This is a genomic window from Curtanaerobium respiraculi (assembly GCF_024609215.1).
Classification (GTDB): domain Bacteria; phylum Actinomycetota; class Coriobacteriia; order Coriobacteriales; family Eggerthellaceae; genus Curtanaerobium; species Curtanaerobium respiraculi.
In genome coordinates, this window is the sequence record NZ_JANIPD030000005.1 from 1 (window position 1) to 13,559 (window position 13,559).

At 64.6% G+C, this 13,559-nt stretch carries 15 protein-coding genes; 7 read left to right on the forward strand and 8 right to left on the reverse strand.

Annotated elements, in window-relative coordinates; genetic code table 11:
* Nucleotides 1–507 (forward strand): DegV family protein (locus NOV21_RS03195; protein WP_283171758.1); only part of this gene is annotated, 507 nt, incomplete at its 5' end.
* 169 nt (nucleotides 508–676) lie between these two features.
* Here the strand turns inward: NOV21_RS03195 and NOV21_RS03200 are convergent.
* On the reverse strand, nucleotides 677–943 hold the full coding sequence (locus tag NOV21_RS03200; protein WP_283171341.1) for a ribbon-helix-helix domain-containing protein: 267 nt from the start codon (nucleotides 941–943) through the stop codon (nucleotides 677–679).
* Entirely contained in the window at nucleotides 940–1,215 is a 276-nt protein-coding gene (locus NOV21_RS03205) for a hypothetical protein (protein WP_283171342.1), read from the reverse strand. The genes NOV21_RS03200 and NOV21_RS03205 overlap by 4 nt, the downstream gene beginning before the upstream one ends.
* 181 nt (nucleotides 1,216–1,396) lie before the next feature.
* On the opposite strand from NOV21_RS03205, the gene NOV21_RS03210 reads away from it, so the two are divergent.
* A complete protein-coding gene (locus NOV21_RS03210; protein WP_283171343.1) occupies nucleotides 1,397–1,690 on the forward strand; it encodes a DegV family protein in 294 nt (97 codons plus the stop codon).
* Here the strand turns inward: NOV21_RS03210 and NOV21_RS03215 are convergent.
* Complete coding sequence (locus tag NOV21_RS03215) at nucleotides 1,672–2,721, reverse strand: helix-turn-helix domain-containing protein (RefSeq protein WP_283171344.1); 1,050 nt, start codon at nucleotides 2,719–2,721, stop codon at nucleotides 1,672–1,674. The two genes, NOV21_RS03210 and NOV21_RS03215, sit on opposite strands and share 19 nt — an antisense overlap.
* 161 nt (nucleotides 2,722–2,882) lie before the next feature.
* Here NOV21_RS03215 and NOV21_RS03220 point away from each other — a divergent pair, with 161 nt between their 5' ends.
* From NOV21_RS03220 to NOV21_RS03240, 5 genes are read left to right on the forward strand one after another with little or no spacing between them, the layout of a single operon-like run.
* Complete coding sequence (locus NOV21_RS03220) at nucleotides 2,883–4,679, forward strand: ABC transporter ATP-binding protein (RefSeq protein WP_428978402.1); 1,797 nt, start codon at nucleotides 2,883–2,885, stop codon at nucleotides 4,677–4,679.
* A complete protein-coding gene (locus NOV21_RS03225; RefSeq protein WP_283171346.1) occupies nucleotides 4,676–6,445 on the forward strand; it encodes an ABC transporter ATP-binding protein in 1,770 nt (589 codons plus the stop codon). The genes NOV21_RS03220 and NOV21_RS03225 overlap by 4 nt, the downstream gene beginning before the upstream one ends.
* 34 nt (nucleotides 6,446–6,479) lie before the next feature.
* Nucleotides 6,480–7,112, forward strand: coding sequence for an MptD family putative ECF transporter S component (locus NOV21_RS03230; protein WP_283171347.1), 633 nt, complete (start codon nucleotides 6,480–6,482; stop codon nucleotides 7,110–7,112).
* Nucleotides 7,113–7,805, forward strand: a complete 693-nt coding sequence (locus NOV21_RS03235; protein ID WP_283171348.1) for an energy-coupling factor transporter transmembrane component T — start codon at nucleotides 7,113–7,115, stop codon at nucleotides 7,803–7,805.
* Entirely contained in the window at nucleotides 7,802–9,262 is a 1,461-nt protein-coding gene (locus tag NOV21_RS03240; RefSeq protein WP_283171349.1) for an ABC transporter ATP-binding protein, read from the forward strand. The genes NOV21_RS03235 and NOV21_RS03240 overlap by 4 nt, the downstream gene beginning before the upstream one ends.
* On the opposite strand, the gene NOV21_RS03245 is transcribed toward NOV21_RS03240, so the two are convergent.
* Genes NOV21_RS03245 through NOV21_RS03265 form a run of 5 tightly spaced genes read right to left on the reverse strand, consistent with a single transcriptional unit; the run spans nucleotide 9,252 to nucleotide 13,467 of the window.
* On the reverse strand, nucleotides 9,252–10,106 hold the full coding sequence (locus NOV21_RS03245; RefSeq protein ID WP_283171350.1) for a bifunctional 5,10-methylenetetrahydrofolate dehydrogenase/5,10-methenyltetrahydrofolate cyclohydrolase: 855 nt from the start codon (nucleotides 10,104–10,106) through the stop codon (nucleotides 9,252–9,254). The genes NOV21_RS03240 and NOV21_RS03245 overlap by 11 nt on opposite strands.
* Nucleotides 10,107–10,739 carry a cyclodeaminase/cyclohydrolase family protein gene (locus NOV21_RS03250; protein ID WP_283171351.1) on the reverse strand — a complete coding sequence of 211 codons (633 nt, stop codon included), beginning with the start codon at nucleotides 10,737–10,739 and terminating at the stop codon, nucleotides 10,107–10,109.
* Between the two features lie 24 nt (nucleotides 10,740–10,763).
* On the reverse strand, nucleotides 10,764–11,558 hold the full coding sequence (gene proC, locus NOV21_RS03255) for a pyrroline-5-carboxylate reductase (protein ID WP_283171352.1): 795 nt from the start codon (nucleotides 11,556–11,558) through the stop codon (nucleotides 10,764–10,766).
* A gap of 50 nt (nucleotides 11,559–11,608) precedes the next feature.
* Entirely contained in the window at nucleotides 11,609–12,340 is a 732-nt protein-coding gene (locus NOV21_RS03260; RefSeq protein WP_283171353.1) for a tRNA threonylcarbamoyladenosine dehydratase, read from the reverse strand.
* Nucleotides 12,340–13,467, reverse strand: coding sequence for an aminotransferase class I/II-fold pyridoxal phosphate-dependent enzyme (locus tag NOV21_RS03265; RefSeq protein WP_283171354.1), 1,128 nt, complete (start codon nucleotides 13,465–13,467; stop codon nucleotides 12,340–12,342). The genes NOV21_RS03260 and NOV21_RS03265 overlap by 1 nt, the downstream gene beginning before the upstream one ends.
* Between the last annotated feature and the right edge of the window lie 92 nt (nucleotides 13,468–13,559).

The following is a 13,559-nucleotide window of genomic DNA, read 5'->3' on the forward strand; positions in this document are numbered from 1 at the left end:
TCGTTGGGCGAGGGCATGCTGGTGCGCTACGCCATCGACATGAAGGCGGCGGGCGACCCCATCGAGGAGGTCCACGCGTGGCTCGAGGAGCACCGCTTCCACCTGGCCCATTGGTTCACGGTGGACGACCTCATGTACCTGTACCGCGGCGGGCGGGTATCGCGCACGAGCGCCACGGCGGGCACGCTTCTGAAGATCAAGCCGGTCATGCACATGGACAATCCGGGGCACCTGATCCCGATGGAGAAGGTGCGCAGCCGCAAGCGCAGCATCGAGGCGCTCTACCGGCACATGAAGGCGACGTACGACCCCTCGTTCGGACCGCAGCATATCGCCGTCAGCCACGGCGATTGCATCGACGACGTGAACCTGCTGCGCGGGATGATCGAGGCGGACCCCCAGTTCGATATCGCCGACTTCACCATCAACTACGTCGATCCGGTCATCGGCTCCCACACCGGCCCCGGCGTCGTCGCGCTGTTCTTCCTGGGCACCAGCCGGAATTAGGCGGCCGGGGCCGCCTGCGGGCCTCGGATCCGCGGGGGCGCGCCGGGGCCGAACACGCTCTTCATACCAACGGACACGTGGCCATCGAGGACCCGGACGGCGCGCGCATCACCGGCTCCATCGCCAACACCGCCGTCGAGGAGCTGGGCATGGAGGTCGGCAAGCCGGTCTACGCCATCGATATGAGCTCGTTGTCGCACGCGCGGCGGATGAAGGCGGACCTGGATATGCCCTCCTTCTTGGCAGCGCGGTCTATCGCGGCGAGCTCGAAGTCGTAGAACTTCGTGGACGCCGTCCTCATCCTGGCGGCGGGCTTCCCCTCCACGGGCTCCCCGAATGCGAAGCCGCTCCAATCCCCGTTCTCGAATTTCTCCACGTCGGCCTCCACCTCTTCGGGCGTCGTGCCGAACGCCTCGCAAAGCTCCCTGTCACTCATCGCGCCCTCCTTCCGAATCCGAGCTCCTTCTTGACCCTCTCCTGGGGAGGGGTTTGCGCGTGCTTAACCAGCCAGTCGCCGCTCTTGTTCCTGATCGCAATCACTTCCAGGAGCCTGCCCTTCGCATCATAGCCGATGCCGACGTGCTCCTCGGACTCCCTGCCGACGCGCGGCATGCTCCTGACGCAGTGAAGCCATGCGTGCGCGGCGTCCTCCTTCGATATGTCGGGGTGACGCTCGTGCACCCTGTCCAACACGAATATCCTGTCCAAGCCAGCACCTCCATGGGTAAGTATAATGGATAATACCATATGATATTACACGAATAGAATACCGCTCCTTATTCCTTCGGACGCAACCGGCTGGCCGGCGCCGCGACCAAGGTGCAGGAGATTGCGGCCAACGCCCACGTTATGGGACCTGGACAGCTGCATGCCGTCCAGATACACCTTGATGCCGCGAACGGATTCGTTGGGCGAGGGCATGCTGGTGCGCTACGCCATCGACATGAAGGCGGCGGGCGACCCCATCGAGGAGGTCCACGCGTGGCTCGAGGAGCACCGCTTCCACCTGGCCCATTGGTTCACGGTGGACGACCTCATGTACCTGTACCGCGGCGGGCGGGTATCGCGCACGAGCGCCACGGCGGGCACGCTTCTGAAGATCAAGCCGGTCATGCACATGGACAATCCGGGGCACCTGATCCCGATGGAGAAGGTGCGCAGACTTCAGATAGAGCGGTCCTGACCGAAGTTCGAGTTCGACTTCCTCCATTCGCGCGGGCTCTTCCCCGTGGCGCGTTTGAACATCGCGCTGAAATTGTTCTGGTAGGTGAACCCCAATTCGGACGCGATGGAGGCGATGCTCGCATCGGTATCCGCAAGCAGCCCCTTAGCCGCCGCAACCCGCTTCTCCGTGAGATAGGAGCCGATGGTCATGCCCTCGCTCCTCGCGAACGAATCGCAGAGCTTCGTCTTGCTGACGAGCAGGGCCGCCGCCAGCTCGTCGAGGGATAGGGGATTCGCGATATCGTCGACGATGCTCGCTTTGACCCGCTCCGCTATCTCGACATCAGAGAGACGCCCCGCCCGGGATCGCCCCCGGTTCCCTCGGAGCGAGGAATCAACTAGGTCGGCGACCACCCGATACGCGTGCCCGCGGAGGTACAGCTCGGCCCCCGGCAGGCGCATCCGCCCTACCGAGAAAGAGGAGAAATCGTTGCGAAGCCTCAGCTCGGACTCCGTCGGCAACGCTTCCGAAAAGACCCTTTCCAGCTCCCGGGGATCGATCGAGGTGCAGGATGAGATCCTTTCCATGAAACGAGGGAGTATGCTGATCTCGCAAATGTGGTGCGATGAGCCTTTCCGAAGCCGGTACTCCTGCCTTCCCGGCTCCGCGATGTAGGTGAGCAATCGACGCCTGAACGCGGAGGGGAGCTGGTTTTCGAAGCCCGCCAGCTCCGCGTCCCCTCCTTGGGCGCGCGCGTGGTCGAGTACCACCTTCGCGTCGATATCCGCCAGCAAGGAGATCCTCCACTGCTTGCAGGAGGGGGCCTCCACCAGGTCGAAATCAGATTTCTGGACGATCCTCTTGACCGACACCACGCACCCGCCCTCGGCCCTCCCGGCCCAGAACCACCCGTCTGCATCCGACGAGCCTATGCGTGCGAGCAGCCCGTAGGCGATGGGCAGCGGCTCCGCGCCGAGCTGCCGGAGCTGCTCGGCGAACACGGACCGTTCGTCCTCATCGAACCGTGAGAGCTCTTCCTCAAGTCGCATTCCCTTTTCCTCCAAATATATTCCAAATAACATTTTACATATTATATTGCATGCCATCTTCTCGCTTTCACCGGCACGCCCCGCCTAAAACCTATCGTTATCCAGATGAAGAGTTAGCTAAGTCTAACCAAAGGATCGAGAACCTGGAGGATCGAAGGGATATGGGCGTGAAAAAGGATGAGGGCCCGGCGCGACGTCTGCTCGCGTATGCAGGCGGAAGGAGATGGCTCGAGCACGTCGGCTGCCTCCTCTCCGCCGTCGCGATGGCTGCGAGCATCGTCCCCTACCTGTGCATCTGGCTCATCGCGAGGGACCTGATCGCCGTAGCCCCCGATTGGTCGGCGGCATCCGGAATCGTCGGCTACGGCTGGGCGGCGCTCGCCTTCGCGATAGCGGGACTCGCGCTCTATTTCGCCGGCCTCACCTGCACCCACTATGCCGCCTTCAGAACGGCGTCGAACATGAAGAAGGCCTGCGCGGACCATCTGATGCGCGCGGAGCTGGGCTATTTCGATACCCATGCGACCGGCTTGCTGAGGAGGCGCATCGAGGACGCCGCAGCCGGTACCGAGCAGTACCTCGCCCACAACCTGCCCGACCTCTGGGGATCGGCCGCCCTCTTCGCATCCATGGTCGCCCTCATGCTCTTCTTCGACTGGCGCATGGGCCTCTCCTGCCTCATCCCCGTCGCCATCTCCATCGCCTGCATGAGGACGATGGGCGGCAAGAGGCACGCGGAGGACATTCGGGCATACATTGCCGCCATGGAGACCATGGGGAAGACGACCACGGAGTTCATCCGCGGGATCCCCGTCCTGAAGATATTCCAGCAGACGGCCCAGGGCTTCTCCTCATTCCGGAAATCGGTCGAGGAGTACAGCGCGCGAGCCCGACGCTACGAAGGTGAGATCTGCCTTATGCCCCAAAGCGTGAACCTCACCTTCGCAGCAGCCTCCTTCGCTTTCCTGATACCCGTCGTCGTCTTGCTCGCACCCGCATCCCCGAATCTCGGGGATCTTACGGCGTCGTTTTTCTTCTACGCCATATTCTCGGCGATCATCAGCACCGCCCTGGCGCGCATCATGTTCGCGAGCAAAGGGCGTTCTGTCGCCGAGCAGGCGTTGGCCCGCTTCGACGAGGTCCTCTCCGCCCCGGTGCTCGAATCAGCATCGGCTCCTGCGCAGCCCGTCGAGCCCGACAGGTGCTCGATCGAGTTCGATAACGTCTCGTTCTGCTACGAGGGGGCGGATGCGCCAGCTCTTGACGGAGTCTCCTTCCTCGTTCCCGCGAGGAGCTTCACCGCGCTCGTCGGTCCTTCCGGCGGCGGCAAAAGCACCTTGGCCGCATTGGTGCCGCGTCTGCGCGATGTGAGCGAGGGCGCCGTCCGCATAGGCGGCACGGACGTGAGGGAGATGGAACCGGAGAGCCTTATGGGCCTTGTCTCGATCGTGTTCCAGGGAAGCGGCCTTTTGAAGGGGACCCTGCGCGACAACGTCGCGCTTGCACGCCCCGATGCAACGGACGAGCAGGTGGCCGAGGCGCTCGCCGGAGCTCGCTGCGCCGATATCATCGAGAAGCTCCCATACGGCCTCGAGACGCTGGTCGGCCCAGACGGCGTGCATCTTTCGGGGGGCGAGCGGCAGCGCGTGCTGCTCGCGCGCGCCCTGCTGAAGGACGCGCCGATACTCCTCCTCGATGAGGCGACGGCATATGCGGACCCCGAAAACGAAACCCTCATACAGGCGGCTCTCGGGGAGCTTGCGCGAGACAGGACCGTCCTGATGGTCGCGCATCGCCTTTCGACCGTTGCGGACGCGGACCGCATATTCGTGATGGAGGATGGAAAGGTCGTCGAAGCCGGCACCCACGAACAGCTCATGTCATCGAACGGCGTGTACGCGGGCATGTGGCGCGACTACGTCCGCGCAAGCGAATGGAAGATGGGTGATGAGGCATGATGTTCTCTGAAAAGCTCAAGGAGAGGTACTTCCTGTCGGATCACGGCCTTGGCATCATCAGGCGCGGCGCGCTCTGGACCGCCGTCGTGAACCTCGTAGACATGATCGGGATAGCGTTCCTCTTCTACATCGCCGAAAAGCTCGTGGACTGCCTGGCGGGTTCGGCCGAGCTTCCCGATCCCGTTCCCGTCCTATCTCTTCTCGCCCTCTACCTCTTCGTCTCGCTCCTCGCGCACAGGCTTCAATACCGCGCGACCTACACGGCGGTCTACGGAGAAGTTGCCGCGCTGAGGATGTCCATCGGCAACCGGTTGCGCCGGCTGCCCCTCGGCTTCTTCGGTAGGCGGGATCTGGCCGACCTCGCCGAGGCGGTCATGGGGGACGCAGCCGTGCTGGAGCACGTCTGGTCGCACGTGCTCGGCTATCTGCACGGCTCACTCGCCTCGACGGCGATCATCGCGGTCGTGCTCGCGATCTTCGACTGGCGGCTCGCGATCGCCTCCCTTTGGAGCATCCCCGTCGCGTTTATGCTTTTGGGATTCTCCCGCATCTGGAGCGAATCGAGGCAGGCCGAGGCGAAGGCGGCCTCGCTGTCCGTATCCGCGTCCCTGCAGGAGATGCTCGAGAACGTCCGGGAGCTGAGGGCGGCGGGCAGAGGGGGCGAATACCTTCGCAAGGTGCATGGCGAGGTCGATTCGTTCGAGAAGGCGACATCGAGGGCCGAGCTCGTGAGCGGGCTCACGGTCAACTCGGCCTCGGCGGTCCTGCGCCTCGGAATGGCAACGACGATCCTCGCGGGGTCTTCGCTCATCGCGTCCGGGGGAATAACGTTCATGACCCTGTTCGCGTTCCTCCTCGTGATAACGCGCGTATACGCCCCCTTCGACCAGTCGCTTGCCCTCATCTCGGAGCTCTTCTCGTCCCGCCTCTCGGCCGAGCGCCTCCGCTCGCTCATGCAGGAGCCCGCGGCCAGCGGTTCCGAGACATTTTCCCCGCGCGGGCACCGTATCGAATTCTCGGACGTGGCTTTCTCCTACGGAGAGGAGCGCGTGCTCGACGGGGTCTCGTTCTCCGCGGAAGAGGGCCGGGTAACGGCGCTCGTGGGCCCCTCCGGCTCCGGCAAGTCGACATGCGCGCGCCTGGCGGCCCGCCTGTGGGATCCGCAGCGAGGAACGATACGCGTGGGCGGCGTCGATGTCGCGGCAATAGATCCGGAAGCGCCTCTCGGATGCTACTCGATGGTGTTCCAGGATGTTGTGCTCTTCGATGACACGGTCATGGAGAACATCCGCATGGGGCGGAAAGGGGCGAGCGACGATGACGTGAGGGCGGCCGCCCGCGCCGCCGAATGCGACGAGTTCGTCCGGAAGCTCCCGCAAGGCTACGGAACGAGGATCGGGGAGAACGGGACCAGGCTCTCGGGCGGACAGCGCCAGAGAATCTCCATCGCACGCGCCCTGCTGAAGGACGCGCCGATACTCCTCCTCGACGAGGCGACCGCCTCGCTCGATGTCGAGAGCGAGACCAAGGTGCAGACCGCGCTGTCGCGCCTCGCCCGAGGCAAGACGGTGCTGATGATAGCCCACCGCATGCGCACCGTGGAGGGCGCCGATAAGGTGATCGTCCTCGAAAGGGGGCGGGTGGTCGAAGAGGGCCGGCCCTCTGACCTCGCTGCGCTGGAAGGCAGCAGGTTCTCCCGCATGTGCCGGCTTCAAGATGAGGGCGGATCGGGAATCCGGGTCCACGGCATGGGCCCTTCCAAATAAGCAAACCCTTGGCAGCAAAGAAGAAAGGACTCTCATGGCAGATCAAGCACGGGAATCAACAAAAATACCAGGCGATGGGACGCAGAGGCGCCTCTCGGTCAAGGACTTCGCAACGATGGACATCTTCTGCACCGTCATGTTCGTCATCTTCATGGCCTACTCCATACTCACCGGGGCCTCACTCTTCTACTCGATGATCTTCAACGCCGCCGGCGCCGCGCTCATCCTCTCGCCGTTCTACATGTACATGAGCATGAAGGTCGGCAAGCACGGCCCGGCGTTCGTCTACAACCTCATGTGGGCGATCGTCGCGGGGCTCATGATGGGGCCGTTCATGGTGCCGTGGTTTCTCGGCGGCGGCATCCTGGCAGAACTCTCGATGGTTGGCAAGGGCGCGTACCACGATGTGAAGCGCGTTGCAATCTCGTGGATCGTCTGCTGCCTCGTGAGGGCGGCCCATGGCATGAGCGAGATATGGTTCTTCAAGGACGCGTTCCTCGCCACGGGCGTGAGCGACGCCCAGATCCAGATCCAGACCCAGTTCTACACCGACCCCCTGTGGGTGTGCGTGAGCCTCGCCGTCACCGTCGCCCTCGCCGTGCTCGGCTGCTATCTCAGCAACAAGCTCGTGGTTAAGCACTTCAGGAAAACCGGGGCCATCAAGTAAATGAGGCCGCTGAATGCCATTCATTTCGACTTCCGGGCCAAGCTCGTCGTCGCAGTCATGGTCATGTCGCTTGTCGCCCTTCTGGCGAGCGACATGGCCATCTACCTGCTCATGGCCGTGCTCGCGATCTACCTCGCGGTGCAGGGGCTGGCGAGGCACGCCCTCGCCTACCTCTCCGTCGCCCTGGTCCTCATCGGGATGCGTGTGCTATCGGGCGGAAACGGCATCACCTTCCTCCTGCCGGAGATGTTCCTCTTCATGCTCCTGCGCACCGTGCTCATGCTCATGGCGGCGGAACCCCTTTTGGGGATGCCGCCCGGGGAGGTGGTCGCGGTCTGCAAGAAGCTGCACGCGCCCGACCTCCTCTCGCTCCCCCTCACCTTCATGTTGCGTTTCATCCCGGCCGTCCGGGGCGAGTTCCGCGATGCGGCCGACTCGCTCAGGACGCGCGGCCTCCTGTCCGTCCGCCATCCCGGCAGGGCGTTCGAGTACGCCGTGACGCCCGTCATATTCCGTTCGTCGAGAGTCGCCGAGGAACTGGCGGCGTCGGCGGAGAGCAGGGGGATATCCTCCCCCGGAGCTCACAGCTGCCGACGGGAGATACGGTTCGGTTGGAAGGACGCACTGCTCGTCCTCCTCAGCGCGGCCACCTTCGCGACGTGCATCTGCATCGACAAGGTGGTCCTCGGGTGAGCGGCGGCATCATCAGGCTCCAGGGGGTCTCGCTGACCTACGCTTCCGCTGACCGCCCGAGCCTGAAGGACATCGAGCTCGCCGTCGAAGCCGGGGAGCTCGTCGCCATCATAGGACCGTCCGGCTGCGGAAAGACCTCGATCACACGCGTCATAAACGGGCTCGCGGAGCAGTACTACGGAGGACATCTCACCGGAACCGTCAGAGTCGGCAGCTTGGATGTTCGCCGCGCCAAGCTGCACGAGGTGGGAAAGGCGGTCGGCTCGGTATTCCAGGATCCGCGCAGCCAGTTCTTCGCATCTCTTGTCGAGGACGAGGTGGCGTTCGGGATGGAGAACTACGGCATCCCCCATAGCCTGCTCGACGAGCGGGTGGACGCATCGCTCGCCCAGGTGAAGGCGGAATGCCTCAGGGGACGGGAGGTGTTCCCGCTTTCGAGCGGCGAGAAGCAGAAGGTCGCCATCGCCTCGGTAAGCGCCGTCGACCCGGCGGCCTACGTCTTCGACGAGCCCTCCGCCAACCTCGACATGAAATCGGTAGGCGCCCTCGGAGACCTCATGGCGGATCTCAAGCGTCGGGGACGGGCGATCGTCATCGCAGAGCACCGGATCTACTACCTGGCCGACATCGCGGATCGATTCGTCTATATGGAGCACGGCAGGATAATGCGCGTGCTCACCCGCTTCGAGCTGCTCTCCCTCAGCGCCGAGGAGCGAGCGCGCATGGGGATACGCAGCCCGGTGATCGGTCCGGGCAAATCCGCGCCCCGGCGCCGAGACGAGGGAGCCGGCATCGAGGTCTCGGGGCTATCCTTCACGGTGAAGTCCCGCCGCATCTTCGACGGCCTGGACCTTCGGATTCCTCAGGGGAACATGGTCGCCCTCATCGGCCGCAACGGAATCGGGAAGACCACGCTTGCGAGGGTGGTCTGCGGCCTCGCGAAGGAGAAGAGCGGGACGATATCCTTATCCGGGGAGGCGATGGGCAGGAGGAGGAGACGCAGGACGTCCTACTTCGTCATCCAGAACGCCGATTGCCAGCTCTTCGCCGACAGCGTCGCGAAGGAGCTGCGCCTGAACCGTCCCGGTCTGACGGACGATGAGGTCGACGAGCTTCTTGGGGCGTATGGTCTGGCCGACTTCCGAGACGCCCATCCGATGACCCTCTCGGGAGGACAGAAGCAACGGCTGGCAATAGCCGTGGCGGAGCTGCTCGATGCACCCGTCATCCTGCTTGACGAGCCGACGAGCGGGCTGGACTTTCGCAACATGCAAAGGATAGCGGAGCGTCTGGGGATGCTCGCATCGAACGGCAAGACCGTGCTCGTCATCAGCCACGATTACGAGTTCATCGCCTCGTCGTGCACGGCTGCGATCCGCATGGGCGGTCCCGGCAGAGCCGAGCGCATCGACATGGCCGAGCCGATGGGAGAACTGCTCGCCGCGCTCATGGAGTGATTCGCCCGGCGGCCTGCACCACATGCGCGACGAGGACGGCCGTCGTCACCGCGCCAACGCCGCCCGGCACCGGCGTGATCGCATCCACGAGGGGTTCGACGGCATCGAAATCCACGTCGCCTGCGAGCTTGCCCGCCGCATCGTCCCAATTGATGCCGACATCGACCACAACCTGCCCGGAACACACGCAATCGGGGCCGATCATGCGCATGCATCCTGCGGCGACGACCAGGATATCAGCGCTCCGGCACAAACCGGGCAGGTTCCTCGTGCGGCTGTGGCACATCGTCACGGTCGCATCGCGCGCCTGCAGCATCATAGAGACGGGCTTGCCGACGACCAGCGACCTGCCCACGACCACGACGTGCTTTCCCGCGACCCCGATGCCGTAATGGTCGAGGATGCGCAGGCATGCTTCGGCGGTGCAGGGGGGAAACCCGCCGCCCCCTCCCGTGAGCACCCCCAGGAGCGACCCCGACGTGATCCCGTCGACATCCTTCGAGGGATCGAGGGCGCTGCACGCCGCATCCTCATCAAGGCCGGCAGGTAGGGGGCGGAGCAGAAGACAGCCATGGACGGACGGATCGGCGTTCACGCGCGCGATCGCATCCATCACATCGCCCTGCGAGCAATCGGCTGGCAGCGCGATCGATTCCACCGCCACTCCCGATGCGGCGCAGCGCTTCGCCGCCCCCCGCTCGTACGAGAGGCCGTCGGGATTCTCACCCACGCGTATGATTGCCAACGTCGGCTGCCTGCCTTCACGTGAAAGCTCCGAAGCCCGGGCAAGGGAATCCGCGGTCATGCGCGCCACGACCGGTTTTGCCGAAAGGGTCCGCGCCATCTACTCTCCTCCACATATCTTGGACAACGCCGTTTGGGCGCATGCTTGGGCACGGGGGCCGTATTCCCCCGCCAAAGCCTCGCAGCGTGCCTCCTTCTCGCGAGCCCACGCGGCATCCGACAGGGAGCGCGTGTTCACGAGGACGTTCGCATGGGAGGCATAGAGCGCAGCCTGGGCAAGATATGCGCCGCAGGCGATGTCGGACACCAGCAGCGCGCTGCATTTCCGGCCCATCTCCTCTAGCAGGACGATCACCTTGCCGCACTCCTCCATCGTCGCGAGGGGGGGAAGGCACGCGGCCTTGGTCGCCTCCTCCACGACATCCGCCCGACGCGGATCATCCCGGGGGATGCCGTAGGCGCGGGACAGGGGCTCGAAGGCGCGGGCATCCTCGTCGACGAGGTCGAGCAGGCGCTTGCGCGCCGCCTCCGCCTCATCGAGCAACCGGAGGATGTCTTCCTCGACATCGGCGTACCGCTTCTTGCCCACGGTGAAGTTGCCTGCCATGCCGCAGAGCGCCGCGGCCAGCGCGCCCGCATAGGCGGAAGCGCCGCCGCCGCCGGGAATCGACGACTTCGCGGCGAGGGCGCGGGCGAAATCCCCGCAGCTGCCGTCCATCAGTTTCTCGGTCATCTCCTACCCCCTCGGCCGGGCCCGTTAAAGCTGCCTCGTTTTGGACACCGCCGCCCGGACGGCGTGCATGACGGTGGAGCGCAATCCGCCCTCCTCCAGAACCTGGACGCCCTCGATGGTCGTCCCTCCGGGGCTGGTCACCATATCCTTCAAAACCGCCGGATGCTTGCCGGTCTGCACCACGAGCTCGGCGGAGCCGGCGACCGCCCGTGCGGCGATGTCCGTCGCCTGCGTCCGCGGCATCCCCTCCGCGACCGCCGCATCGGACAGGGCCTCGATGAATATCGCGGCGAAGGCGGGGGTGCATCCTGCTACCACTCCCGCGACGTCGACCATCTTCTCCGAAAGCCAGTACCCCGTTCCGACGGATTCGAAGATGCGGTCGGCGATCGCGCGCTGGCGGGCATCGGTGTAGCGGTTCGCGCACAGCCCGGATACGCCGTCGCCGATGAGAGCTGGGGTATTGGGCATGACGCGGATCAGCGGCACCGGCCGACCGAACGCGTCCTCAAGCCACATCAACGACTTCCCCGCCGCGATGGAGATGACCAGCTCCCCTTCGGAAAGGTGATCGCGCACCTCGCGCACGGCCGATTCCAGGAATTGGGGCTTCACGGCAAGCACCAGCACATCCGCCCACGAGGCGAGGGCGGCATTGTCCCCGCCCACCTCGATCTCGAACCTTTCCGCCGCATGGCGGCGCGCCTCCGGCAGCACGTCGGTAGCCCGCACCTCCTCGGAATCGACCACGCCGCGGTCCAATATGCCGCCGATGATCGCGCACGCCATGTTCCCGGCACCCACGAAGCCGATTTTCATGTTCAATCCTTTCAAAGGCGCTCTGTAAAGCGCGACGAGGGCGGGTTTCGCTACGCGATCCCCGCCAAACCCTTGACAACGATGCTAGCCAGTATAAGCCCTGCTGCAGAGGGCACGAAGGCGATCGATCCGGGAGAGGGGCGAGAGCCCCCCTTCACGCCGGCATCCGGCAGGCTGCGGTCGCAGGCGGCGGGCGGCTCCTTGGAATACACGACCGTGACCCCCGTCACTCCGCGCCGCCGCAGCTCCTTGCGCATCACGCGCGCCAGAGGGTCGACGCTCGTGTCCTCGATGTCGGCGATCTCGAACGCGGTCGGGTCGAGTTTGTTCCCCGCCCCCATGCTGCTCGCCACGGGCACGCCCGCCCGCTTCGCACAGGTTATGATTGCCAGCTTCGCGGAGACGGTGTCAACGCAGTCGACCGCATAGTCGAACGACGTGAAATCGAATTCGCCCGCATTCTCCGGAAGGAGGAAGCATTTGCGCGCATGCACCGTGCAATCCGGATCGATCTGGGCGATACGCTCGGCCATCGCATCGACCTTCGGGCGTCCCACCGTGCTTTCGAGCGCGATGACCTGGCGGTTCAGATTCGTTTCGTCCACGATATCGGCATCGACGATCGTCAGCTCCCCCACCCCGCTGCGAGCAAGCGCCTCGATGCAGTGGCCCCCTACGCCGCCGACGCCGAACACGGCCACATGGGAGCAGGCGAGCCGGCGCATCGCCTCGTCGCCCAAAAGCAGCCTCGTGCGGGCGAGACGGTCCTCATCCGAAGCCATCAGCCTATGATGCTCTTCAGCGCATCGAGGAGCTTCTGGTTCTCATCCCGCATGCGCACGCTTACGCTGAAGTACTCGTTGCTCGGCAGGCCAGGCGTGTTGGGAAGCGCGCGGACCAGGAAGCCCGCGAGCTGCAGGCGCACCACAAGCTCCTCCGTGCAGGTGACGCCCAGGCGCAGGCCCTTGTCGGGGAAGAACTCGCAGAGGACGAAATTGCCCTCCGCAGGGTAGATGCTGATGCCCGGGACCAAGCTGAGCATGCACTGCATCCAGGGAATCTCCTTGTCGAGGAATTCGTGCGTGTCCTCGAGGAACGACTGCTGCGCGGCGAATTCCTTTGCCAGGACCTCGCCGAACATCGTGATGTCCGACCCATCGTAGAACTGGCGGATTTGGCGCACGGTGCCCGGGTCCGCGACCAGGTAGCTCACGGGGACGCCGGGCATGCCGAACGTGGTCGAGGGCGACCGGACGACCACGAGGTTGGGATACCGCTCGATCAGGGGAACGGCGCTTTCGCCGCCGAACGAGAGCTCGATGTTGCTCTCGTCGACGATGACCCAGTTACATGTCTCGAGATAGTGGATCAGCGTCGAGCGCGCGAGCAGGCGCGACGACGGATAGGTGGGGTTGCCCAGGATGGCGCCGTCCAAATCGCCCACCTCGATGCGGGCCGTGTAGGCATCCACCGTGGCGAACGACACGGGATTGATGAGCTCGACGCATTCGTGCCCGGCATTCTCGACCGCCAGGGCATATTCGGGCGGAGCGGGCGCCACCACCCCGACCACGCCGACCTGGAACGCCTGCGACGCGGTGCGGATCATGGAGAACGCCGACGCCCCGGTGAGAACGCAACCTTCCTCGAGCCCCAGCATGCGGGCGATCGTCGAGCGGAGCACGTGGCCGTCCCGATCGGGCGCGAACGACAGCTCGCCGTCCACCAAGGCGGAGTGCATCGATTGCACCATCGACTTCGGCGAACCCAGGGGGTTGACGGGATGGCTGAAATCCATCCATGTCATCTCGTTACGCAGCTCGTACGGAAGGGCGACGGGTTTTTGGGGAATCTCGGTCTGGGCCTCGCGATAATCGGCCTGACGGCCAAACCCGAGCAAAGATGCCACCGCAACCTCCTTGAACGTACGCGCAATCCGTGTGGGCGAACTATCCTAGCACACCAGCCGCACCCGGATCCGCGCGTGTTAGACTGGCTGCA

What these genes read in the sequence shown, in the direction of transcription:
- NOV21_RS03200 (WP_283171341.1), bottom strand. Translation starts at nt 943, where the DNA reads ATGAGTGACAGGGAGCTTTGCGAGGCGTTCGGCACGACGCCCGAAGAG.
- NOV21_RS03210 (WP_283171343.1), top strand. Translation starts at nt 1,397, where the DNA reads ATGCCGCGAACGGATTCGTTGGGCGAGGGCATGCTGGTGCGCTACGCC.
- NOV21_RS03215 (WP_283171344.1), bottom strand. Translation starts at nt 2,721, where the DNA reads ATGCGACTTGAGGAAGAGCTCTCACGGTTCGATGAGGACGAACGGTCC.
- NOV21_RS03220 (WP_428978402.1), top strand. Translation starts at nt 2,883, where the DNA reads ATGGGCGTGAAAAAGGATGAGGGCCCGGCGCGACGTCTGCTCGCGTAT.
- NOV21_RS03225 (WP_283171346.1), top strand. Translation starts at nt 4,676, where the DNA reads ATGATGTTCTCTGAAAAGCTCAAGGAGAGGTACTTCCTGTCGGATCAC.
- NOV21_RS03230 (WP_283171347.1), top strand. Translation starts at nt 6,480, where the DNA reads ATGGCAGATCAAGCACGGGAATCAACAAAAATACCAGGCGATGGGACG.
- NOV21_RS03235 (WP_283171348.1), top strand. Translation starts at nt 7,113, where the DNA reads ATGAGGCCGCTGAATGCCATTCATTTCGACTTCCGGGCCAAGCTCGTC.
- NOV21_RS03245 (WP_283171350.1), bottom strand. Translation starts at nt 10,106, where the DNA reads ATGGCGCGGACCCTTTCGGCAAAACCGGTCGTGGCGCGCATGACCGCG.
- NOV21_RS03250 (WP_283171351.1), bottom strand. Translation starts at nt 10,739, where the DNA reads ATGACCGAGAAACTGATGGACGGCAGCTGCGGGGATTTCGCCCGCGCC.
- proC (WP_283171352.1), bottom strand. Translation starts at nt 11,558, where the DNA reads ATGAAAATCGGCTTCGTGGGTGCCGGGAACATGGCGTGCGCGATCATC.
- NOV21_RS03260 (WP_283171353.1), bottom strand. Translation starts at nt 12,340, where the DNA reads ATGGCTTCGGATGAGGACCGTCTCGCCCGCACGAGGCTGCTTTTGGGC.